Origin of the sequence: Nibrella viscosa, from assembly GCF_039541875.1 — a bacterium.
Taxonomy (GTDB): domain Bacteria; phylum Bacteroidota; class Bacteroidia; order Cytophagales; family Spirosomataceae; genus Nibrella; species Nibrella viscosa.
In genome coordinates this window covers 67800-91915 of record NZ_BAABHB010000003.1, presented here as the reverse complement: position 1 = coordinate 91915, position 24116 = coordinate 67800, and the positions used below count along the sequence as shown (strand labels likewise).

The window sequence follows — 24116 nt, the reverse complement described above, 5'->3', positions numbered from 1 at the left end:
TATAGCCTTCCGGTGAGTCGCTATCGGTTTGTGTCTTCGGAGAGCGTTTTCACCTGCTTATTACCACCAAACACGTCCTGTATACCTGATTAAAACCTAATTTTTTCACCCTACTCAAAGATGATAAAACATGTAATTTCGGGCTTCCTGATCATGAGCTGCTGGATCAGCGTCTCGGCGAAGGACCGAATGCTTACCAGAACAAATCCGGGGCACACCAGAACGGCTCTGACCGCCCTGAAAACGGCTCAGATTAGTGGTACCCGCCGACCCGCCGACGTAAAGCAGGTGGTGAAGGGCGTGGTTCGCGACGAAAAAGGCGAAGGCCTGCCGGGTGCCGCCGTAGCCGTAAAAGGCACACAGATTGGTACCACCACCGACGTAGACGGACGCTTTACCCTGAACGTACCCGCCGGTGCCAAAACGCTGGTCGTCTCCTTCATCGGGATGAAAACGCAGGAGGTCGAGATCGGCTCCCGCACCGAATTCGTGATTACGCTCCAGACCGGCGATCAGTCGCTGGACGAAGTGGTGGTGATCGGTTACGGTACCGCCAAGCGCTCTGATGTTACGTCGTCTATCACGACCCTGAAAGGGACCGAACTAAAGGACCTGCCCGTAGCCGGTATCGACCAGATGCTGCAGGGGAAGGCGGCCGGGGTAACGGTCACCAGCAACGGTGGTCAGCCGGGTGGTGGCGTATCGGTAAAAGTACGCGGGGTGACCTCCATCAACAGCAACGATCCGCTGTTCGTGATCGACGGTGTGCCGTTCGTGGGCGGTAACACCTCCAGCAATACCGGTTTTGCCGGACTGGGCGGTAGCGATGGTCAGACCGGCAACAGTGTGATGGCCATGCTGAACCCGAACGACATCGAGTCGATCGACGTCTTGAAAGATGCCTCGGCGCAGGCGATCTACGGCTCGCAGGCGGCCAACGGGGTGATTCTGATCACCACCAAAAAAGGAAAAGCCGGCGAAGGCAAGATCAACTACGAAACCTATTACGGCGTTTCGGAAGTAGCGAAGAAGCTGGACCTGATGGATCTGCGGGAATTTGCGCAGTACCAGAACCAGGTAATGCCGCTGATTGGCCAGGTGCCGGCGGCTGAGTTCAGAGACCCGTCGCTGCTGGGCCGGGGTACCGACTGGCAGGACGCGATGTTCCAGCGCGGAAAGATCCAGAACCACCAGTTGAGCTTCCAGGGCGGTAAAGACAAAACGACCTACTACCTGTCGCTGAACTACTTCGACAACAAGGGTATTCTGCTGGGTTCCGACTTCAAGCGGTATTCGACCCGCTTCAGCCTGGATAACCAGTTGAAGAGCTGGGCTAAAGTAGGGCTGAGCGCCAACGTATCGCGCAGTATCCAGAACGTAACGCTGGCCGATGCCGCCGAGAGTACCATCTGGTGGGGTGCGGTAACCAGTCCGCTGGTGCCGGTAAAGAACCTCGATGGCTCCTGGGGTGGTGGCGAAACCGTGGGTGGTGTGCAGTACAGCAACGCCAACCTGGTTGGTAACAGCCAGTACCGGGGCAACAACAAAACGACCAACAACGTATTTGGTAGCGCCTACCTGGAACTGGAGTTCCTGAAGGGTCTGTCGCTGCGCAACGAACTGTCGTACTCGCTGGGTCAGAACAACAATACGGCTTTTCAGAAGGCCGGTAATGTGGGAGGCACCTCGTTCCGGAGCAAACTGATCGACTCCCGGTCTGACAGCTACTACTGGTCGCTGACAAACTACCTGACCTACAACAAATATGTCAACAAGCACAGCTTCCAGGCAACGCTGGGCCACCAGGCGCAGAACTCATACTGGCAGGCCATCTCGGGTACGAAAGTAGACCTGCAGGCCAACATTTTTGACCTGAACACCGGTAACTCCGACCAGAAAACCTGGGGCCTGAACGGCGGTAAAGGCCAATGGGCAATGGAGTCGTACTTCGCACGGGCCAACTATACCTACGCCGATCGTTACTCGGTATCGGCCAGCTACCGGGCCGACGGTTCATCCAACTTCGGTCCCAACAACCGCTGGGGTTATTTCCCCGGTGTGTCGGTGGGCTGGACGGTTACCAACGAAGAATTTGCAAAAGGCGCTTTCCAGAACGTAGTCAGCTACCTGAAGGTACGGGCCGGTTACGGTGCCGTGGGCAACCAGAACTTCCCGGGCGGAGCGCCAAACCCGGCCTATGTGGGTGCGGTACAGTTCTTCTCCGGCCCGGTTGGTTTCGGTTCATCGAACATGATCAACGGAATTCCAAACCCGAACCTGAAGTGGGAGTCTGTAAAAACCACCAACGCCGGTGTTGACCTGGGCTTCCTGAACGGCCGTATCGACGCCACCATCGACGTGTACAAGAAGGTAACGTCGGACATGATCATCTTCCTGACCGGCCCGAACCTGATTGGGGTCGGTGATCAGTGGGATGATTTAAAAGCCCCGCTGGGCAACGCCGGCCAGATGACCAACACTGGTATTGACCTGGGCATCAACACCGTCAATATCAAAAATGGTGACCTGACCTGGAAAACCAACGTCGTGTTTACGCACTTTAAGAACACCTACGACCGGGCGGCCAGTGCAGCCTCGGCGCTGGATGGTAAAGTGTACTACAACAACTACCTGATTACGCACACCACTCCCGGCAACCCGGTCGGTTCGTTCTGGGGACTGGTTACGGATGGCCTGTACCGTACGCAGGAAGACCTGGCAAAAGCACTGCCGCAGTTCGGTTACAAAGTGAACCAGAATGAAACCTGGCTGGGTGACATCCGCTTCAAAGACATCAACGGCGACGGTAAGATCGACGCGCAGGATATGACCTTCATCGGCAGCCCGCTGCCGCAGTTTAGCTGGGGTCTGACCAACAACCTCAACTACCGGAACTTCGATTTCAGCCTGTTCTTCCAGGGTAGTCAGGGTGCCAGGGCGTTCAACTTCCTGCGCTGGCAGCTGGAAGGACTAAGCAACGCCTGGTCGAACCAACTGCGGAGTGTGATGGACCGCTACACCGAAACCAACATCGAGGGCAGCCTGCCGCGCTTTACGGCCACCAACCGGAACAACACGGCCATGTCTGACCGCTACATAGAAGATGCCTCGTACGCCCGTATCCAGAATATCACGCTGGGCTACCGCGTACCGACCGCCATCCTGAGCAAAGCCCGTATCGGCAGCCTGCGGGTGTACGGTTCCATTCAGAACCTGAAGACCTTTACGAAGTACTCAGGCTACGATCCGGAAATCGGTGCCTTTAACAACAGCATCAAACTGATGAACGTGGACATGGGCCACTACCCGAACCCACGTACGTTTACCGTAGGCGCGAACCTGCAATTCTAATCCAACGAGTGAATCAGAAATTGATCATGAGCAAAAAAACCATATACGCCCTGGCTCTTTCGGCGGTCATGCTGGCCTCCTGCAAAGAGAGCTTTATTGAGCGGCCGTCGCTCTCGGGCACCACAACGGGTAACTATTACAACAATGCCGAAGAAGTACGGGGCGCCACCAGTACGCTGTACAGTGGCCTGCCCTGGCGGAACTATGAGAGCCGCGCCCAGGATGCCATCGGCGACGTAATGGGTGGTAACATGTTTACCTATACCGACGTCGAATATCTGAAATTTACGGTATCGTCGGCCTCCGACCGCATCGGTGCCGCCTGGGGTGCGTTTTACAAGATCATCGGCTACGCCAATGTGATGATCAAAACATTTGAAGAAAAGAAAGCCGCCGGTGGTGGTGCCGCCTACCTGGACCCGGCCATTGCCGAAGCTCGCTTCATCCGGGGTACGGTGTATTTCTACATCGCCCGCACCTGGGGAGCGGCTCCGATCATCACCGATCCGGGCGAGACAGCGCTGTCGGGTAACTTCAACATTCCGCGTTACATCCAGAAAGATGTGCTGCGGTTTGCCCTTGAAGACCTGAAAAAAGCCGAGGCCGGTCTGCCGGAGTCGGATGTACCAGGTCGGGTAACTAAGTACTCCGCCAAGGGGATGATGGCGAAGCTGTACCTGTATCAGAAGGATTACGCCAACGCCAAAGCCAAAGCGCTGGAAGTGATCCAGTCGGGCAAATACAGCCTGGTGAGCGATTACAACGGCATGTTCACCAAGGCGAGCCTGAACAACAACGTGGAGTCGCTCTTCTCGATCCAGCACCAGTTTTCGCAGGACCCCTGGGGAACGGGTAACATCAAAAACCCGGACCGTGGACCGGGCAACCTGCGAACGGCCGAAGCCGATGCCTGGGAGATGTACGTGCCGTCGATTTCGATCCTGAAAGAATACGAGTTTGGCGACCTGCGCCGGAAGTGGTCCGTTATGGAGCAGGGCTGGACCAACCCGAACTGGAAACCGCAGCGGGTTAACGCGCCGAAGTACAACACTTTCATGGCCAACGGATATAAATACGATACCCTGCAACCAGCCGCCGACGGTGGGCAACTGAGTCCGACCCGCGCCAACATCGCCAAGTATTTTGCCGGTCCGGGCAAGAGCTTCGGTGGTGAGCCGGTGCTGGGGCAGAACTCAGGCAACAACGTGGTGCTGCTGCGCTACGCCGATATTCTGCTGATCTATGCCGAAGCCGTGCTGGCAGACAATGCCTCTACGTCGGATGCGAGTGCGCTCGAAGCGTTCAACAAAGTACGCATTCGGGCGGGCCTGACGCCGAAGACCTCCATCACCAAAGACGACATTCTGCACGAGCGCCGGGTTGAGTTTGCCTTCGAGGGCGACTATTGGTACGATGTGCAGCGCCAGGGTTTTGCTAAAGCCAAAGCCATTATCGAGAAGCAGAACCGGGGTACGGCCCAGAATCCGGAGTACATCACCAACTTCACCGAAGACAAGATGTACCTGCCCATCCCGGCCGGCGAAATCATCCAGGACCCAGAGTTAGGCAAAGAACCCGTTCCGTATTACAAATAATCTAAAGACCACCGGACGTTAGACAGTGGACTTCGGACAAAAAAGTCCACTGTCTAACGTCGGGAATCTAATGTCCTTATAGACTCATGAAACTACATACACTCACCAAACTGGCAGCCTTATCGCTTCTGACCGTGGCGATGGGCGCTCAGTTAAGTTCCTGCGTGGAAGATACCGACGGCCGGCCGCAGATCAGCCCCGGCAATCTGGAAGTAAGCAAGATTTTCCCCGACTCGGCCGCCGGCAACGCGGTTGTCACCCTACAGGGCAGTGGTCTGGGCGACATCCGGACCATTGTTTTCGAGAAGCAGAACGTACCGGCCGGTTTCCAGCCTACGCTGAATACCGACAACGCGCTGATCTTCCGGGTACCGACCGAAGCGGTCGGCGGTGTTCAGAAGGTAACGTTTACCAACAGCGCCGGTAAGTCGGTGTCGGTACCCTTTCGCGTACTGGCCTACCCGACCATTGCCGACGCATCTGACTTTATTTTCCGGGAAGGCACCCTGGTAACGCTGACCGGTAATAACCTGGACGATGTAACGAAGGTTGCAGTAACGGATACGGTAAAGAAGATTTCCGATGCCGTAACCATTGTCTCCAAAGACAAGCGGCAACTGGTGCTGAAGATGCCGGCTACGACGCTGGAGCGGGGTGTGCTGAGCATAACCAACGGCACCGGCACCATGCGGACCCGACAGGAGTTCATTAATGCGGCCAAAGCACACCAGATCTTTACCGATGTGTATGGTACAGGTTACGGAGACGGGTCCTGGGGTAATGCCGGTGCTATCTCCACGAAGGAGTTTAAGACCGGTACCGCTTCGGTCGGCAAAACCTTCCAGAAGGGCAACTGGCACCTGCTTGCCTTTACCAACTGGGGCGCTCCGCTTACGTATTCAGCCGATTATACCTATATCACCGGCTGGATCAAAGGCGCATCTGCCGATTACTCGCTGTACCTGACTACCGATGCCGGCAAAGGCGGGTATGGGGATTACAACGAGAAGAACCGGATTGATGTCAAAGCCAATACCTGGACGTTCTTTAAGCTGAAGCTGTCGGACATTGATTTCTGGGTTCCCGGCAAGAAGCTGACGCAGATGGCCTTCCGGATCAAAGGCCCCGATAAGCAGGACGAAACGTTCTACTTCGACGACATCATGCTCGTTAAGTAATTTCCGTGATGCACATGCTTTTTACATCAGCAGAGGCAAGCGAAATCTTGCCTCTGCTGATGTAGGCTGGTCAGAAATATACTGAGTTTAAGTAAAAATGAGCACAAGTAGGCTTGCTCCTCCGGAGCAGGGGTGTATTTGAGCGAAGTGAAATGACTATAAACCGCTGACCCCTCCGGGGTATATGGACCACTCTTTATACCCCGGAGGGGTCAGCGGTTTATAGCATCTGCCATTCGGGCCTTGCTCTCAGCCCTGTAAGGGCAAGCCAATACTATATCGCCTGTTGCCTAAAAAGCAGTGAGGGGTTAACCTGTGTTTGTTTTAATCCTTAAAATCCTGAACCGCATTACCCCCAACTCCCTATCTGTATGAAACGCTTACTCGTTCTCGTCCTCCTCACCCTCAGCACCGCCACCTTCGCGCAGGTTAAACTAGCCCGCATTTTCTCCGATCATGTAGTGCTTCAGCGGCAGCAACCGGTTCCGGTCTGGGGCTGGGCTAAACCGAACGAAAAGGTTACCGTCACCCTGGCGGGTCAGACCCAGAGCGGTAAAGCGGGTGCCGATGGTAAATGGATGGTGCGTTTTTCACCCCTCGAAGCCGGTGGACCTCACCAGTTGACCGCCACGGCCAAATCCGGCAAAACCGAAATCAACGACGTGCTGATTGGCGAAGTATGGCTGTGCTCCGGTCAGTCGAATATGGAGTGGCCGGTCAAACAGGCGGATAACTACCAGGCGGAAAAGAAAAACGCCAATTTCCCGCAGATCCGCCACTTCAACGTAGCCCATGAACTGGCGCTTACTCCGCAGGCCGACCTGACGAAGGGCGAATGGAAAGTCTGCTCGCCCGAAACCGTCGGCGACTTTACGGCCATCGGCTTTTTCTTCGCCCGCGAACTAACCCAAAAGCTGAATGTGCCGGTTGGGCTACTGCACTCCTCCTGGGGAGGCTCGCAGGTAGAAGGCTGGATCAGCAAAGAAGGGATGATGAGCAACGACGAACTTCGTCCCGTGGCCCGGCAACTCTCCACCAACTGGCAGCAGGCCGACAGCATCGTCGATTATAAGCTCAGGAAGCAACTGCTGAAAGGGGTTAGTAACCTCTACCTGACGGCCGCCGACGAACAGAAATACCTCGACCCGAACTACGACTTCTCTACCTGGCGGCAAGCCGATCCCTTCGGTCAGTGGGACTGGAAAGGAATGCAGGGTTTCCGGGGACAAGGCTACATAGCCCGGCAGATTGAGATCCCGGCCGATATGGCTGGCCGGCAGACTATGCTTGGGCTGGCGGAAAACGACAGCCGGAACGAAATTTACATCAACGGCAGGAAAGTGTACGAGGGTACCGAAACCGGCAGCCGGAAGATTACCATACCGGCGAATACCTGGAAAGCAGGTCAGAACCAATTGGTAGTGAAATATGGCAATGCCGTAAAGCTCCCCTGGTATGGCCTGGGCCTGATGGGCTCGCCCAACGACCTGTATGTGGCCGATGGTACCCAGCGGATTAGCCTGGCCGGTAACTGGCACATGATGCCGGCCTTTGCCGAAAAGCACGAATACTCCCGCTTCATGAACAACGTAGCCACCAGCATTTACAACGCCATGATTGCCCCGCTGGTGCCGTTTGCCATTCGGGGTACGCTGTGGTATCAGGGCGAGTCGAATGCCGGCCGTGCCTATCAATACCGCCAGAGTTTTCCGCTGCTGATCCAGGATTGGCGTACTAAATGGGGAAGCGCCGGGGGAACGGCGGATGGCCGCCCCTCAGACTTCTCGTTCTACTTTGTGCAGCTTTCCAGCTACGGCGGGAACCAGAGCAGCAACCAGGGCAGCGGCTGGGCCGAACTCCGCGAAGCGCAGACCATGACCTTACAGCTACCCAAAACCGGAATGGCGGTTACTACGGATGTCGGTAACCCCAAAGACATACACCCGACCAACAAGCAGGACGTCGGGCACCGGCTGGCGGTGATTGCGCTAAAGCAGGACTACGGCCAGGCTATTCCATACAGCTCACCCCTGTACGACGGTGTCTCTTTCGAGGGCAACAAAGCCATTATCTCCTTTAAACATGCCGACGGTGGCCTGATGGTAAAGGACAAATACGGCTACCTGAAAGGCTTTGAAATTGCCGGTGACGACAAGGTGTTCCACTACGCCAAAGCTGAAATTCAGGACGACAAAGTGGTGGTCTCCAGTCTGAAAGTAGCCAAACCCGTGGCGGTACGCTACGCCTGGACCGATTCGCCGGACGAGGCCAATCTGTATAATGGAGCCGGTTTTCCGGCCAATCCGTTCCGCACCGATACCTGGCCGGAAGTGACCCGAAATGCCAGATTCGACTAAGTAACGTAGTCATATGCACTCCTCTTTTTTGTCATTATTCGGTCGAACGCTGTTGCTGGGGCTGTCTCTGACTAACCTCGCCTACGCCAGACCCAAACCCCGGCTGATCGACGCGAAGGCGACTCCGGAAACTAAGGCGCTTTATCATAATCTGTATAAGCTGTCTAAAAAGTCTGTCTTGTTTGGGCATCAGCACGCAACCGAATACGGTCACGGCTGGTCTGGTGAAAACGACCGTTCCGATGTGAAGTCCGTCACCGGCTCGCACCCGGCTGTTATCGGCGTTGATTTCAGCGGCCTGTCGGGTCGCCCGCAGGCAGCTATTGATCGGGCAAAAGAATCGCTGCGCAGGCACATTGCCGCTACTTACGACCGGGGCGGGGTGGTAACGGTAGCCTGGCATTTCGCCAATCCGGTAACGCCCCAGACGGGCTTCTATTGGAAAGATTCCGTTACTGTTTCGGCCGTAGCCAACCTGATACCCGGCGGCTCGCACCACGAAGCATATAAACAGATACTGCAAACGGTGGCCGATGTCGCCAACACCACAAAAGGTAAAGACGGCAAACGGGTGCCGATGCTGTTTCGGCCATACCACGAGTTCGACGGCGGCTGGTTCTGGTGGGGAAAGCCGCACTGCAGCCGCCAAGACTTTGTTTCACTCTGGCGCTTCACCGTAGGCTACCTGCGCGACAGCCTCAATGTCCATAATTTCATTTACACCTTCTCGCCCGACTGCCTCTACCAAACCGAAGCCGACTATCTGGAGCGCTATCCGGGAGATGAATGGGTGGATATGGTGGGGGTGGATAACTACGCCGACTTCGGCCGCAACGGGCGCTACAATATCGAAGCTGGTATTAAGAAGCTGAAAATTGTGTCGGACTATGCCGAAAAGACCGGCAAACTGGCCGCCTTCACCGAAACCGGCTTAGAATCTATACCCGATACCACCTGGTGGACCAACACCCTGCTGAAAGCCCTGAAGGCGGAGAAGCTGAAGATTGCCTATGTGCTGGTCTGGCGTAATGATTCACGGAGCGCTACGCACTACTACGCACCCTACCCCGGCCACCGCAGCACCCCCGACTTTCTGAAGTTTTACCAGGATCCCTATACCAGGTTTGAAGCCGACCTGCCCGCCATGTACCGCCGGAAGCGGTTTCTGTTCTTCTGAGGCCTGTACTTTGTTCTACTACCTAAAAACATGAATCATCCCGAATTTTTAGGAGCTAATCGGCCGTGCTGAATGCTTGCTTTAGGGACTGTATCCCGCCAACGCCAGCCCCGCTAGGGGCATAACATCGGTAGCACCCGGCAAGTAGCGTCTCGGCATCAAGCCCCGGATGGGGCGTAACATGACCTTATGCGCATGTTACGCCCCATCCGGGACTTTGGCTTGGTAGGGCTATAACTTCCGCTACCGATGTTATGCCCCTAGCGGGGCTGGGTACGCCAACATTCGGGATGACTCATGTATTGTGTCGGGCGTTAGCTACTTTATGATTTGATCAACTGGTCAGCAAAGGGCTGCTTATAAAACCGCTTGCCGGTCGACTTATAAAGCGCATTGGCCACCGCCCCGAACACCGGCGGGAAAGGCGGTTCGCCCAGGCCGGTCGGATCAATATCATTCTCCACAAAGTACACCTCGATCTTCTGGGGCGCTTCGTTATTCCGGATCATGCGGTAATTGTGGAAGTTGGTTTGCTCGGCAGCGCCGTTTTTGTGGGTCAGCGCCCCGTAAAAGGCGTTACCGATCCCATCAACCACCGCGCCCTCGACTATGTTTTTGGCCGCATCGGGGTTCACCACAATGCCGCAGTCCATCGCACTATATACCCGCTCCACATACGGCTGTCCGTTGCGGGTAACCATGTCTACCACATGAGCGGCATAAGAGTTATGGCAGAAATAAGCGGCCACCCCCCGGCTGTACTTTTCACTGCCCGGCTTGTTCCAGTTCGACTTGTCGCGGACCAGCGTCAGGACACTGGCGTACCGGTCAGGATCATACTCGTTGTTTTTACCCACCGGGTTTTCTTTGGCCCTCTTCAGCAGTTCCAGCCTCAGTTCGATGGGGTCTTTACCCATCGCTTCGGCCACTTCATCCAGAAACGACTGCTCGGCGGCTGCGTTGAAGTTGGAGCGCGGAGCCCGGAATGCGCCGATGGTAATGTTGGATGGAATCTGCCAGCCCTCGGCCAGGTAGTTATCCACGGCTCCGGCCGGGAAGCGGTTGGCATGGATGGGATGCTCGGGTATACCGCCCCCTTTCACATGAAAACCAATCAGGTTTTTATTGGCATCCAGGGCCGCCCGGTACGTTGCCGTATACATGGGGCGGTAAATGCCGTAGGTCATGTCATCTTCGCGGGTGTAGATGAGCTTAACCGGTGCCTTGATTTTTTTGGAAATCAGGGCCGCTTCGTAAACATATTGGCCGTAGGCCCGTCGTCCAAAGCCACCACCCATCCGGGTCATCTGAATCTCAATCTTGTCGGCCGGAAGATTCAGCAGTTTCGATAGCGTTGGCTCAACCCAGCCCGGTGCCTGCAAGGGACCCGCCAGTAAGGCTTTTTCATCCGTGACATGGGCGAGGAAGTTCATCGGCTCCATGCAGTTATGGGCCAGAAACGGTGCCGTGTAGGTGCGTTCAATCACCTGAGCCGCATTTTTGAAGGCCGTTTCGGGATCGCCGTCTTTTCTGAGTTCCTGCGCCGGCTTTTTGGCCCATTCCTGCATTTTCTCCAGCTGGGCACTGGTGCTTTCCAGCGCTCCCGGCACCACAACCTCCCGCTTGCCGCCCCGGCCGGCCATGGTATCTTTGGTATCACCGGCGGGCTCCCACTGGGCTATCAGCTTTTTGCGGGCATTCATAACCTCCCAGGTGGTTTTGCCTACCACCACCAGCAAATCGTTGAACGTCCGGGTATCGAAACCGCCCTGCTCAAAACCATCTTCGTACAGTTTCAGGCTGAACACCTCTTTGATGCCCGGCATCTTCAGCGTTTGCGACGCATCGAACGATTTCAGTTTCATGCCAAAGGCGGGCGGATGCTGAATCATGGCAATCAGCATACCGTCGGCCCGGTAATCCAGCCCGAACAGGGGTTTACCGGTTACGACTTTTAGCCCCTCCACATTCTTCTTGGAGTTGCGGACAACACTAAACTCCTTCGGCGCTTTAAGCTTACTATCTTTAGGTACAGGAACTTCGGCGGCTTTGGCCGCCATCTCGCCATACTTAGCTACTTTCATTGTTCGTTCGTGGATGAGCATGCCCGCTTTAGTGGTCACCTCTTCCAAAGGCACACTCCAGCTTTTAGCGGCAGCCTGGCGCAGCATTTGCCGGGCGGCTGCCCCGGCTTCCCGCAGTGGCTTCCAGTACATGCGAACTGAATTACTGCCACCCGTAAACTGAGGGCCTAATTTGGTGTTGTCGTGGGGACCCATCTCAACGACTACGGTTGCCCAATCGGCATCCAGTTCTTCGGCTACCATCATGGGCAGTGAGGTCATCACGTTCTGGCCAAACTCCGGGTTGGGGCAGATGAGTTTAATGACGTTATCGGGCGTGATCTGGATGTAGCCGTTGAGCTGGGTCCATTGCGGAGGCAGGTTCAGAGCCTCCAGTTTATCGGCGGCCTTGGCGCTGGAGAACCAGCTCACGCTGAGCATCAGGCCCCCGCCCGACAGCAGGGAAGCCTTTAAGAAGGAACGGCGGTTATAGGTGTTTTTAGCGTTTGCCATGTCAGGGTCTATTGATGATTAGAGAGGCAGGAGAGCAAGCGTAAAACAGGCTATTGCTGAGCGGCATCTTTGATGGCTGCCCTAACCCGCGTGTAGGTACCACACCGGCAGATGTTGCCGCTCATGAAGGCCTGAATATCCTCGTCGCTCGGATCGGAACGGTTGGCCGCTGCCATGGACTTGAGCAAAGACACGGCGCTCATGATCTGGCCGGCCTGGCAGTAGCCGCACTGGGCTACATCGTGTTCGAGCCAGGCTTTCTGCACGGGATGGTCTCCCTTTTCGGATAATCCCTCAATGGTGGTAATAGCCTGACTGCCAACCGCCGAAACAGGCAACTGGCAGGAACGAACGGCATTGCCGTTCAGGTGTACAGTACAGGCTCCGCACTGGGCTATGCCGCAGCCGTATTTGGTGCCCACCAGATTCAGGTGATCGCGCAATACCCACAGGACAGGCGTTGCGGGGTCCACCTCTACCGGCCGGACTTTCCCGTTAATCTTTAGATTGTATTTTGCCATCGGATAATGGTTTTAAGAAAGGTCAGTATGTTACAACATTCAGTTTAGGCTTTTCATTCACGGTCTGCCCCCGAACAGGCAAGCTTCATTAGTTGTCATTGTAATGGAGCGTCGCGTCGGCGGTCCGACGGTACTCGTTGGGCGATTGCCCTACCCGATCTTTAAACAGGCGGCTGAAATGCTGCGGGTATTTAAACCCCAGTTCAAAGGCGATCTCATTGATGGTTTTGCCGGGGTCAAACACCTTCTCTTTGGCCACCTCAATCAGTTTGGACTGGATATACTCCTGAGCGGAACGGCCGGTTTCCTTTTTCACCAGATCGCCAAAATAATTGGCCGACAGATTCAACTGATCGGCACACCACGCTACCGAAGGCAAGCCGTTCGTCTGGGGTTTCTCGGATTGAAAGTATTCGTTCAACAGACCCTCAAACCGCTCGATGATACCTTTATGCACATTGTCACGGGTGATAAACTGGCGGTCGTAAAAGCGGACGCAGTAGTTCAGCAGCAGTTCGATGTTGGAGACGATCAATCGTTTACTGTGCTTGTCTACGGCATGTTCCAGTTCGTAGTCAATCTTCGAAAAACAATCCAGCACAAGCTTTCTTTCCCGTTCGGATAAATGCAGGGCCTCGTTGGATTGGTAGCCGAAGAACGTATAATCCTGAATATGCCGGCCGAGGCCCGTGCCATGGATCAGATCCGGATGGAAGACTACGGCATAGCCTTTGGGCTGATACGTCTCTCCGGTATTGTCAACGCTGATCACCTGCCCGGGGCCAATGAATACCAGCGTTCCTTCCTGATAGTCATAGGTATGCCGGCCGTAGCGCAGGTCACCGCATTTTACCTCTTTTAAAAAGACGACGTAAAACCCAAAATACATGTTGGAGGCTTGCCGTGGATGGGCCTTCGACAGATCAATCACACTCACCAGGGGGTGACGTGTTTCCGTATTGTTAAAGGCGTTGTACTCACTGATGGTCTCAAACCGACGCAGACTATCCATATCACTGCTGTTTTAACTAACTCAAAACTACGGCTTTATTCCCTTCTTTAAGAACGCTCCTCCCCGAATCAGTAATATTGGTAGAACAATCCGTAATCTGTATACCATGCTCGCCCAACGACAAAGAAGTTGCCAGGATGATGAATACCTACTGGGCTAAGTTCGTTAAGACGGGTGACCCCAATGGCAAGGGACTACCTGCATGGCCGGTTTACGATCCCAAAAAAGGGGAGGTCTTCGAGTTTCGCCAGGACGGCTCGGCCGGTAGTGTTCCCGATCCGAGGAAAGCCAGACTGGACGTGATGGAGAAAGCTGCCACGGCGACAAGGTCAAATTAAGGTCGTTGCGGCTAACCCGCTGCCCTGTCCGTTAGGATGCCTACCTGGGGTCCCATTGTCTTTCTCCGGTTTGCGGTAAGTCAAGAAAGGCCTCCGCTTCTCCGCACCAACACGTCTATTGACTGTCCGGTCTGGAACGGTTATATTGCGTCAATACAGCGTTTGGGTTTGTATTGACGCAACACAGTTGCGTCTATTTACAAGTTGGCGGTCATTGTAACGAACGACACCTCAGAAACCAATGAAGTACAAAAAGATAAAACCTTATAAAGAATTAGAACCCTATATTCATTTCTATTGGGAACTGAAAGGAAACGAAGTTGAAAGACAATGGGAACGGGTTTTTCCAGATGGCTGTGCCGGTATTGTAATGAATTTGGGAGATACTTGTTTGACTGACAACGGCTCGGCTATAATGGAGTTTGGGAAAACGTATGTAGTTGGCGCAATGACTTCATTTAAAGACAGCTTTATTGATAACGATACACATCTAATAGGTGTGTGTCTAAAACCTGCAACTTTTGCAAATTTTTATAGCTATACTTCACAAAATGAGCTGACCAACGACACTGTTGAATTTGAAAAATCTAATGGGTGCATTTCAAATTGTCGCATGGTGAAACTGCCATTTATGCGATATGATGCTCAAAGACCGAATTATCCATACTAATACTAGTAGGAAAGCCTCTGGTTGCGACAATTTGAAATGCACCCAATCTAATTCATTTAATGTTGATAAAATATTTGAAAATCCATTCAATTATTTTGACCATTTTTATTTCGAAAGAATAAAAACCAAAACCAATCGATTACAATCCGTTATTAATGATATACATTCAACAAACGGACAAATTAGTATTTACGAACTTTCAAAAAGACATTTCACAACGGTAAGACAATTGGAGCGAAATTTCAAAAGGTTGATTGGACTATCACCAAAAGAATATTCAAACATCATTCGTTTTCAGAAGGCTTTGAGTTTAATCAAAAAATCAAATCAAAACAGTAGCTTATTAGATATTGCCTTTGAATGTGGCTATTACGACCATTCGCATCTTAGCAATGAAATCAAGCGAAATACTGGGCTTTCACCATCATTACTTTAATTTGTCGCATTTTTACAAAGTGCAACTGGTTGTTGGAAAGTAATTTTGCGGAACATTAAATTTAAAACAGATGCGAAAAATATCACTTTTCATTGCAACAAGTTTAGATGGCTACATTGCAAAACCAAATGACGATCTTAGTTTCTTGAAACTTGTTGAAAAGGAAGGCGAAGACTATGGTTATGCAGAATTTACAGACACGATTGACACATTAATTATTGGTAGAAGAACCTATGATTATGTGCTTAAAGAAATCGGCTCATCTCATTACGACAACGGAAAACGAGATGTTTATGTTATTACAAGAACTGAAAGACCACAAATAGGCAGAACAATTTTCTATACAGGAAACATAACTGAATTGGTCAAACGACTAAAGTCTGAAAAAGGAAAAAATATTTATTGTGACGGCGGTGCAGAAGTAATAAATGAACTATTGAAATACGATTTAATAGACGAGCTAATAATTTCGGTTATACCAGTTTTATTAGGCAATGGAACAAGACTTTTTAAAGATGGAAGACCTGAGCAAATATTTGAATTTATCGAAGCTAAAACATTTGATACAGGATTAGCACAATTGCATTACAAGCGGAAAAAATAAACAACGAACCGCCAACATCGGCTTTGCAAGAGCGGGGCTGAAGTGTTAAAATTGAACTTGTGTACTTCTATCAACTTTTTTACTTTAACCGAACTAAAGTGTTCTAATTCCCCGCCTTCGGCAATACCCGAACCGTTGGCGGTAATCAACTCAATCAACTTTAAAGCAATAATTAGAATTTTAGGATAATCTCACTTTCTTATTCTTTCCATGGTTTATTAACGTATAAATAAGCAGCTGTATGAGCAACTTCCTTTCAATCAAACGTTCTGTCAGTTTTTCAGTTGTCGTTCCAATTCTTCTTATTCTTTCTTGCTGCACTACAAGAAAGGTATCAACAGGAATGCAGCTTTCGCCATCCCCACCGTCACCGGCCCTACCAACGTCTTTGCCACCGCAACAAGCACCATTACCACCGGCACCGGGTAAGCTGCAATTGAAGCAAGGGTATTTTCCCGGGAAGGATGGCGTACAGCTTTTTTACAGGATTGTAGGTTCGGGAAAGGACACAATTGTCTTTGTTCATGGCGGCCCAATAGGCATTGAAGACGGCGCCCTTGATATGGAGGTAATTGCAGAGAGAGGATACACCTTTATTGCGTTTGATCAGCGGGGTGTAGCACGATCTGAACTGGTGCGGGACACTACAAAGCTCGGCATCGACAGTTATGTGGATGATTTAGAAGCTTTGCGACGGTTTTTTGGCATCAGTAAGTTATCCCTCATCGGCCTTTCATGGGGATCAGGAGTAAGTAGTTTCTACGCCTACAAATACCCAAATCATGTAGAACGAATGGCACTCATAAGTCCCATGTGGACGACACCACAAGACAGGGCGGAACGGTGGGCCAAAATTAAATCCGTGTTAGGCCCTGAGGTTGCTCTAAAAACAAAGGTAGTGGATAGCTTATGGTATGTTGCCAAAGATGATCAGATTCAGGCCGTATGGAAAACCTATGATTCATTGCAACTGCCGTACGCTGTCATTGACCCTTCGCATTTAGACAGGGCAAGGGGCACCATTCATACTTATTCGCCAAAGGCTTTGAGGAATGTAGATATCGCATGGAAATATGCTTGGGGACCCGTGGGTAATTTTCGGCCTATGCTGAAACAGATACAAGTGCCAACCGTCGTAATCGAAGGTGAGCAAACCATTGTGTCAAAGGAAGCCATAAAGCAGTACATCTATAATATGCCCAATGCAAAAATGGTTTGGATACCTGACGCCGGACATATGTTTTGGTTAGACCAGCCGAAGGCGGCATTAGATGCCTTGGACAATTTTTTTAAATCGATCAGGAATTAAAATCAAGTATTTCCCATCACAGCTAAGAAATTTTTCTGAATGCGGGGAGCGAATATGGTACCGCGAAAATTTAATACATCATTGTAAGACCAATAAAATGTGCAGACTTTTTTCGATTTGGCGTGGTTGTGTAAGATGGTCGGGGGCGAATAAAGTAGTTTGAGCCGGGGGACTACCGCCAACAAGGGTATTGCTGCAAAGCGGGGCTCGACGTTGGAGCAAGTGGCTTCAGTTCGCTACGCAGCAGTAGTCATCGGCTGGACGAATAATGCCAGGCTTTTAGTTGTTATCTTCATCAACAAACCACAACCAAGCCGTAGTACCGGGCAGGACGTTATAAAATCTTCTGCCTGCAGCGATACCTGAACGTTGTCAGATAAGCAGGTGGGGTGTTCCTCAACACCTGGCTAATCGCTAAAAGCCTCACTTCGTTACGTTGGTATACTCGGCATCGGTTACCGGCTGCATCCAGGTTACCCGCCCTCTTGCGGTGTTGGGCGTTATGGCCACCTGCATAAACGCTTCTGTTGGGGAAGCGCCGTGCCAGTGCGGTACGTTCGGCGGACATTTTACCACATCGCCTTTCCGCAGGATTTGAATGAGCTTGCCCCGTTCCTGATAGTAACCGATACCTCCCATCGCCAGCAGCACCTGTCCCCCTGCGTGGCTATGCCAGTGTGAGCGGGCACCCGGCTCGAAGGTTACATAACCCACCGGAATGTTGAAGGCACTGTCTGCCTCAATTAGTTGCTGCACCCAGACGGTGCCGGTAAAATTGGCAGCCGGTGCCCGCCGGCCTTTTGGAAAAATAGCGCCGGAGTCCGTCACGGGTTTTGCTGGGGTTTGGGCGCTGGTGGCTACACTGACCAGGACAACCTGTAAAGCAGAAGCCGCTACCGCTATGGCTTTGTTTTGCATGAGGTTCTTCGTTTAAATGGTTAATCTTTCTGTTTATTCCCGTCGACCTACCGTCTGGAGGCTGCGACCTGCTTCAGAACCGCCCGCCCGGCATCGGCCTCTGCTTTGCCGATAGCCGTCTCAATCAGCGACAGCGCCTGGCTTAGTTGCGGTTCTGTCAGCCCCACGCGCAAACTGATGCCCAGATGACTTTGCAGCATCGGCTCGACTCCCCCGAGGCTGGTCAGCACCGAAACGGTGGTCAGTTCCCGGTCGGCATAGCTGAGCACGTCACGCTCAAAAATATCGGCAAACAGGTGTTCTTTCAGAAAAATCTCGATCTCCGGACTGAAAGCCGAGTACCCCCGCTTCGGTCCGGTTTCCGGTTGGCCGGTCAGCTGTTCGAGGACTTTTTTGCCGCGCTCGTACTTAGGCTGGTTACTGGTAATCGGCGAGGCTTCCGGGCCCATTTTATCGGTAATTCCTTTTTTCTGCCGCTCGTCCAGCACCGCCATCAACGTCTGTAAGCCACGGATACTGCGGGGAAAGCCGGCATACGCATACAGGTGGACCAGCACTTCCTTGATTTCGTTGACGGTCAGACCAGCCTCCAGGCCGGCGTTCAGGGCCACCGGCAGTTTTTGCAGGTTTCCTTTGGCGGTAAGGGCTGACATGACGACAATGCTTTGCTGCCTGGGCGACAGGGTTGTTGGTTGATGCATCTGGTTTTGCGCATAAAGCTGGTGAACACCTAAAAACCAGCCGAGGATCAGACTAACGAAACAGATACGCATGGGTGTCGTGGTAAGCATTAAGGTGTGACTACCTTTCTTTTTCCTTGTAAAGGTCTACCCAATTAATTGCCGGTACGGTATACAGATTACGGATTGTTCTACCACTATTACTGATTTGAGCATGTTCCCTTTTGAGGAGCCATCCATTAACCTGTAATATTGGTAGAGAAATCAGTAATCTATCTACGCTCCACGCCAAAAAATACAGAGACCTTTGTGCTGTGCCGGACATGAAGACGAACAGCTTCTTTGACCACCTCGCCCCAACCATTTGAGCATGGCCGGGCGAAAACCGGCTTTTTAACAGGCGTTTTAATTATCTATCTATCGACTTATCATGCAAAAGCGAACATTAGGTAAAAGCGGCCTGGAGGTATCAGCCCTTGGTTTGGGTTGTATGGGCCTGAGCTTTGGGTATGGAGCCGCTACGGAGAAAGGCGAGGCTATCAAACTGATCCAGGCGGCCGTTGACCGGGGCGTCACCTTCTTTGATACGGCAGAGGTCTACGGCCCCTTTACCAACGAAGAACTGCTGGGCGAGGCCCTGGAGCCGTTTCGGGATCAGGTCGTCATTGCCACCAAGTTCGGCTTTAACCTCGAAGCCGGCAGCGCCAATGGGGTAAACAGCAAACCGGAAACCATTTGCCGGGCTGTGGAGGGTTCGTTGAAGCGGTTGCGGGTAGAGGTCATCGATCTGCTGTATCAGCACCGCGTAGACCCCGCCGTTCCCATTGAAGACGTGGCCGGCACGGTGAAAGAACTGATTCAGGCGGGAAAGGTAAAGCACTTTGGCTTGTCGGAGGCCGGGGTCAGAACCATTCGCCGGGCCCATGCGGTGCAGCCGGTTACGGCCCTGCAAAGTGAATACTCGCTCTGGTGGCGAGAGCCTGAAGCTGAAATCCTGCCGGCCCTGGACGAACTGGGCATTGGCTTTGTGCCGTTCAGTCCGCTGGGCAAAGGGTTTCTGACCGGCAATATTGACGAGACGACCACTTTCGACAAAGGTGATTTCAGAAACACGGTGCCTCGTTTTTCGGAAGTGAACCGAAAAGCCAACCAGGCATTGGTTGATTTGCTGGGCCGGATGGCAACCGAACGAAATGCCACGGCTGCGCAAATAGCACTTGCCTGGCTGCTGGCGCAAAAGCCCTGGATTGTGCCTATTCCGGGTACCACAAAATTGCACCGCCTGGACGAAAATCTTGGCTCGACCGGAATTACGCTTAGTGCCGAAGACCTCAGCGAGATAACAGAGGCCCTGTCGACAATTGACGTGCAGGGCAACCGGTATTCTGAACAGTCTCAGAAAATGATTGACCGGTAGGAGTACCAACAGAAAGCGCTTCAACTATCAGTAAATTACGCGGGTAAGAAAAATCAACTACATCAACTTTTAACTCAGAACAAAAATGAACGCATTGATAAACGTATTCATTCTCGGTTTATGTTTCCTGCTGCCAGGAATGGGGGCATCCTTCGCTCAGAATCCCAACGCAGGCACAGCTAAGGCCAACCCCACGAAAGCCGAGCAGGAAATCATCAATCTCTCCAAAGAAAAATGGCAGTGGATGGCCGACAAGAATGTGGACAAGCTGGCTCCTCTCTTTCACGATAAATCAAAGTTTGTCCATATGAGTGGCACCTGGAAAAAGGCCGAGGAACTCGACATCATTAAAACCGGAAGCATCTGGTACAAGAAAGCGGATGTCCACGATGTGGCGGTAGAGATCGTTGACGACGTTGCCGTCCTTTGGAGCCGCATTACGCTGACGGCGGTGGTTCGGGGCAATGACGTCGTGACTGAATTTACCGTCACCGAAACCTTTAAAAAACAAGGGAACGACTGGAAATTGTTAGCCCTGACCTTTAGCAGCGTACGGGACACCCATACGATTAAGCATTAGTAGCAGAAACTAACCGGTTCCATGATGCATATCCGGCTGGCCTTCTGGTCTCAGCCTGCTCCTCAGCCCGGATAGAGGATACCAAAGCTACAGAAACCTCTCCGGCAGACCCCGGCAAAATCCTGATCGTGTATTTGTCGCGCACGAACAATATGAAGGCCATTGCCGAATTCATTCATAAGCACGTGAGAGGCACTTTGGTTGCCCTTGAGCTGGTAATGCCCTACCCGGAAAATTCCCGCGCTACCGTTGAGCAGGTAGCGCGGGAAAACGAAACGGGCTTCCTGCCCCCGCTAAAAACCAGGATTGACAACATCAAAGCATATGATGTAATTTTTGTAGGTTTCCCAACGTGGGGCCTGCAAAGCCAGATTATCAATATTAATTTATAATCATACATTATTTTTTCAAAGATGTTAACCCGATATACGCTTTAGGCTTAGTTTCTACCACTTCAATGACATATATCTACGGATGGAGCAGAATAGATTGGTGGCCGTACGAGTAGACAGATAACTTTAATCTACCAAACGTACCAAAAACACACTCATTATATACTATTGTCTTATGGAAGCCAATCGTCTGCCTCAGCCTGTTCCCGCATCGGTTCGCCCTTCGTTTCCGGCCGGTTACCAGCGGGGAACTCAACGGCTCGCGCTGCCTTTTCTGAACCGTACCATTATGGTATACGTTGATGATGTAGTCTGTCTGGAAGCAGAAGGTAATTACACCTTTCTGTTCACCCGCGACGGGAAGCGGTACCTGGTTTCCAAGACGCTGAAAGAACTGGAGCAGGTGCTGGACGAGACCATGTTCGTGCGGATTCATAAGTCGTACACCATCAACCTGGCGTATGTGCGGGGGGGGCTGTTCAACCGGGATCGGATCCTGCAACTGGCCGACGGCCGGGAGGTGCCCATCTCGCGCCGGCGCCTGAAAGACATCACCGACCTGCTGTTCCGGTATATGCAAACCGTTGCGGTTAGCTAATTGAAGGGACTTTTCTCTTTAAAACCAAACCGGCCAGACGTGAGCGCCTGGCCGGTTTGGTTTTAAAACGATACTATCGTAAAGCTTATGTATAGATCAGGCTGGTAGTTCTATAGCCTGCGGGGTCGTTTCTACAACCATCTGCGGCATGGGGACCTCAACCGCCGGTTTGCGCTTCAGGTTTTTCAGCGCTTCCCGGCCCGTATTCCACCGGAGCCACACATTCTCTTCCCGCACCAGTACCGGATCTCGCGGCTGGTTGGGCAAGACAAAATATTCCGGCATCCGGGCAGTCATCATACCCACGATTTTCTCTGCCGGTCCGTGCAGAATAACATGCGGTGCCAACTTCGCTACGCCAATCAGCGCCCGCACCATAGAGAACGAATAGAAGGCGCAATCGATGTCCTGGTGACGAACGGGTACGCCGTCGTGCAGGCGCTGCAGGTTCACTCCGCCGTCTTCCAGCCGATCCGAGACAGGCGCGTACCCTTCGGGTTGCGGAAATACCGTATCCAGTTTATGCTTGAACTTATGCCACCACGGCGGAATACCACCTGGGTTTAGCGTATCGCAGAAAATAACCCGATGAGGTTGGTTTGGCTCTTTCGGATTCATCAGCAGCAGGGCGGCACCCAAATGCCGATCATCGGCGGCATGCCGCCGATGAATAAGGAAGCAGTGCAACCGGAAGTCCTCTTTTTCCTGCAAATGCCCGGTAGCCATTTTTACCGCCCGCAGCGACTCTTCCATGTACCCTTCCGTAACTACATGAATGGGCAGATGGGTATACGGCCAGGCTTCCTGCCGAAGTTTGCCCCCCATAATAGTCAGCGCTGTTTCGTCGGAGCGCCGGGTACCGAAGTACATGCCAATGTCTTCCCGTACCTGATCAGCGGGCATCGCCGAATAGTCGATGGTGTCGCCATCTGCCTCCTGCCGGCTAGGCGGGCTGTACCGAAACGGAACCTCCAGGTGCCGGCGGTGCGCGGCCAGATTATAGATACGCCGTTCGTAGCGGGCCAGCAGCGGCTCATACGCATCGGAATCAAAAAATACGTCGGTGATAGGACGCAGCAGGTGACGGGCGATGGCCTCCTGATCGAGTAACTGCTGAAATGCATCTTCGCGATGTTTGAAAAAACACCGCAGAGCACCCTGCTCAATAAATTCATCTACATCGCTCTCAGGGTCCGGCAAGTGCGACAGTGCCGTGCCGTGATCAATCCAGTCGCGGAGAAATTGTTTAACGGAAGCATCAAACGCCAGGTTTGCCTGCTCTGCTTCCTCTTTAGTACAGCCGGTGGGGCTTGTTTGTTGACTACCTATCAGACGCGCCTGCTCCAGGGGCATCCGAAACGCTACATTCATAGGTTATGCTTACGGTTATGGTACAAAGGAGCAGCCGGCCCCTCAACAATAAGCCGTAGCTTAACTCTGAGACAAATCGTCAAAGGCAGCGGGGGTAGCCAAACCCAACGGCCTTTTGTGCCAGCTCATAAATAAGTTCCGTCTGTTACGTGAGAAATACACTTTGCCACTCCAGGGTACTAAGTTAACCGAATAAAATCATATAAAATTCAATTCGTGTGAATCTATTTTTGGGGTGGCTCTCCCGGAGTGATAATCAGTTGTTTTATTTGAACGTCTATCCATATACGCAAGCCAATATGGTACCTGAGACAATGTCGACCAGCGTTTAACTATCATGTCGTCATCCGGCAGCCCTGACAGGCGGAACCCCGTATTAATTGACAAACTTCTGGGTATACCGGTACAGCAAATCGGTAATCTCCTTCATGCGCCGGCGCGAGATGGGCACCTCCCGGCCGTCGGCCAGTTGCAGGATCCGATCCCGGTTGAACAGCCCCCCCCGCACATACGCCAGGTTGATGGTGTACGACTTATGAATCCGCACGAACATAGTCTCGTCCAGCACCTGCTCCAGTTCTTTCAGCGTCTTGGAAACCAGGTACCGCTTCCCGTCGCGGGTGAACACATACGCATAGTTGCTCTCAGCCTCCAGATTTACAATATCGTCAACAGACACCATGATGGTGCGGTTGAGGTGAGGAATGGCAATCCGGTGGCTTCCCAGCTGGTAACCGGCCGGAAACGAAGGACGAACCGCTGAGGTAGAGGACTGATGCAGACGATTGGCTTCCATGAGACAAAGAATATGTAAGGTTGTAGTAGTGTGGTGTGTGATTGATAGGTTAAAAGTAGCGAACTCCTCCCCCTAACACCAGCGGGATTCCCTTCATCCGTACATACAAGGCACTGAACTGGTAGAAAAGCGGCTCAAACCGTGTATGCCCCTAAACACGTACCCCTGGCTTCCCCAGCCTTTTTGCAGTAAGTTCAACGCGACAACTACTTTTGCGTTTCAGATAACTGCCTTTAACCC

The 24116-nt window shown here is 52.5% G+C and carries 21 protein-coding genes; 14 read left to right on the top strand and 7 right to left on the bottom strand.

The genetic code is table 11. The features are described 5' to 3' along the window. Positions 1-120: 120 nt before the first annotated feature. The 5 genes from ABD931_RS08965 to ABD931_RS08945 all read left to right on the top strand — a co-directional run bounded on the left by ABD931_RS08965 (position 121) and on the right by ABD931_RS08945 (position 9658). Positions 121-3351, top strand: a complete 3231-nt coding sequence (locus tag ABD931_RS08965; RefSeq protein WP_345266147.1) for a SusC/RagA family TonB-linked outer membrane protein — start codon at positions 121-123, stop codon at positions 3349-3351. Between the two features lie 26 nt (positions 3352-3377). Next, positions 3378-4946: a RagB/SusD family nutrient uptake outer membrane protein gene (locus ABD931_RS08960; RefSeq protein WP_345266145.1), complete on the top strand. Its 1569-nt coding sequence runs from the start codon at positions 3378-3380 to the stop codon at positions 4944-4946. Between the two features lie 86 nt (positions 4947-5032). Then, complete coding sequence (locus ABD931_RS08955) at positions 5033-6124, top strand: cell shape determination protein CcmA (protein WP_345266143.1); 1092 nt, start codon at positions 5033-5035, stop codon at positions 6122-6124. A gap of 371 nt (positions 6125-6495) precedes the next feature. Next, a complete protein-coding gene (locus ABD931_RS08950) occupies positions 6496-8481 on the top strand; it encodes a sialate O-acetylesterase (RefSeq protein WP_345266141.1) in 1986 nt (661 codons plus the stop codon). A gap of 13 nt (positions 8482-8494) precedes the next feature. After that, positions 8495-9658: a glycoside hydrolase family 26 protein gene (locus ABD931_RS08945; protein ID WP_345266139.1), complete on the top strand. Its 1164-nt coding sequence runs from the start codon at positions 8495-8497 to the stop codon at positions 9656-9658. 323 nt (positions 9659-9981) lie between these two features. Here the strand turns inward: ABD931_RS08945 and ABD931_RS08940 are convergent, their stop codons facing one another. The 3 genes from ABD931_RS08940 to ABD931_RS08930 all read right to left on the bottom strand — a co-directional run bounded on the left by ABD931_RS08940 (position 9982) and on the right by ABD931_RS08930 (position 13767). Next, on the bottom strand, positions 9982-12234 hold the full coding sequence (locus tag ABD931_RS08940; RefSeq protein ID WP_345266137.1) for a xanthine dehydrogenase family protein molybdopterin-binding subunit: 2253 nt from the start codon (positions 12232-12234) through the stop codon (positions 9982-9984). Between the two features lie 50 nt (positions 12235-12284). Next, complete coding sequence (locus tag ABD931_RS08935) at positions 12285-12755, bottom strand: (2Fe-2S)-binding protein (RefSeq protein ID WP_345266135.1); 471 nt, start codon at positions 12753-12755, stop codon at positions 12285-12287. Positions 12756-12843: 88 nt separating this feature from the next. Next, entirely contained in the window at positions 12844-13767 is a 924-nt protein-coding gene (locus ABD931_RS08930; protein WP_345266133.1) for a helix-turn-helix domain-containing protein, read from the bottom strand. Positions 13768-13844: 77 nt separating this feature from the next. On the opposite strand from ABD931_RS08930, the gene ABD931_RS08925 reads away from it, so the two are divergent. The 5 genes from ABD931_RS08925 to ABD931_RS08905 all read left to right on the top strand — a co-directional run bounded on the left by ABD931_RS08925 (position 13845) and on the right by ABD931_RS08905 (position 17124). Beyond that, a complete protein-coding gene (locus ABD931_RS08925; protein ID WP_345266131.1) occupies positions 13845-14105 on the top strand; it encodes a carboxylesterase family protein in 261 nt (86 codons plus the stop codon). 241 nt (positions 14106-14346) lie between these two features. After that, complete coding sequence (locus tag ABD931_RS08920) at positions 14347-14775, top strand: DUF6597 domain-containing transcriptional factor (protein WP_345266129.1); 429 nt, start codon at positions 14347-14349, stop codon at positions 14773-14775. Continuing rightward, positions 14744-15211 (top strand): helix-turn-helix domain-containing protein, encoded by a 468-nt coding sequence (locus ABD931_RS08915; RefSeq protein WP_345266127.1) that lies wholly within the window; start codon positions 14744-14746, stop codon positions 15209-15211. The genes ABD931_RS08920 and ABD931_RS08915 overlap by 32 nt, the downstream gene beginning before the upstream one ends. A gap of 70 nt (positions 15212-15281) precedes the next feature. After that, on the top strand, positions 15282-15815 hold the full coding sequence (locus ABD931_RS08910; protein WP_345266125.1) for a dihydrofolate reductase family protein: 534 nt from the start codon (positions 15282-15284) through the stop codon (positions 15813-15815). 241 nt (positions 15816-16056) lie between these two features. Further along, on the top strand, positions 16057-17124 hold the full coding sequence (locus ABD931_RS08905; protein ID WP_345266123.1) for an alpha/beta fold hydrolase: 1068 nt from the start codon (positions 16057-16059) through the stop codon (positions 17122-17124). A gap of 423 nt (positions 17125-17547) precedes the next feature. Here ABD931_RS08905 and ABD931_RS08900 read toward each other — a convergent pair whose 3' ends face one another. Beyond that, entirely contained in the window at positions 17548-18042 is a 495-nt protein-coding gene (locus ABD931_RS08900) for a cupin domain-containing protein (RefSeq protein WP_345266121.1), read from the bottom strand. A 47-nt stretch (positions 18043-18089) separates the two neighbouring features. Next, positions 18090-18815 carry a carboxymuconolactone decarboxylase family protein gene (locus ABD931_RS08895; RefSeq protein WP_345266119.1) on the bottom strand — a complete coding sequence of 242 codons (726 nt, stop codon included), beginning with the start codon at positions 18813-18815 and terminating at the stop codon, positions 18090-18092. Between the two features lie 337 nt (positions 18816-19152). Here ABD931_RS08895 and ABD931_RS08890 point away from each other — a divergent pair, with 337 nt between their 5' ends. From ABD931_RS08890 to ABD931_RS08875, 4 genes are all read left to right on the top strand, one after another. Then, a complete protein-coding gene (locus ABD931_RS08890) occupies positions 19153-20139 on the top strand; it encodes an aldo/keto reductase (RefSeq protein WP_345266117.1) in 987 nt (328 codons plus the stop codon). Positions 20140-20236: 97 nt separating this feature from the next. Further along, positions 20237-20719, top strand: a complete 483-nt coding sequence (locus tag ABD931_RS08885; RefSeq protein ID WP_370469317.1) for a nuclear transport factor 2 family protein — start codon at positions 20237-20239, stop codon at positions 20717-20719. Between the two features lie 128 nt (positions 20720-20847). Further along, complete coding sequence (locus tag ABD931_RS08880) at positions 20848-21111, top strand: NADPH-dependent FMN reductase family protein (RefSeq protein WP_440590442.1); 264 nt, start codon at positions 20848-20850, stop codon at positions 21109-21111. A 175-nt stretch (positions 21112-21286) separates the two neighbouring features. Then, entirely contained in the window at positions 21287-21709 is a 423-nt protein-coding gene (locus tag ABD931_RS08875) for a LytTR family DNA-binding domain-containing protein (protein ID WP_345266111.1), read from the top strand. Positions 21710-21805: 96 nt separating this feature from the next. Here ABD931_RS08875 and ABD931_RS08870 read toward each other — a convergent pair whose 3' ends face one another. Next, positions 21806-23080: a hypothetical protein gene (locus ABD931_RS08870; RefSeq protein WP_345266109.1), complete on the bottom strand. Its 1275-nt coding sequence runs from the start codon at positions 23078-23080 to the stop codon at positions 21806-21808. Between the two features lie 376 nt (positions 23081-23456). Continuing rightward, positions 23457-23876, bottom strand: coding sequence for a LytR/AlgR family response regulator transcription factor (locus tag ABD931_RS08865; protein ID WP_345266107.1), 420 nt, complete (start codon positions 23874-23876; stop codon positions 23457-23459). Between the last annotated feature and the right edge of the window lie 240 nt (positions 23877-24116).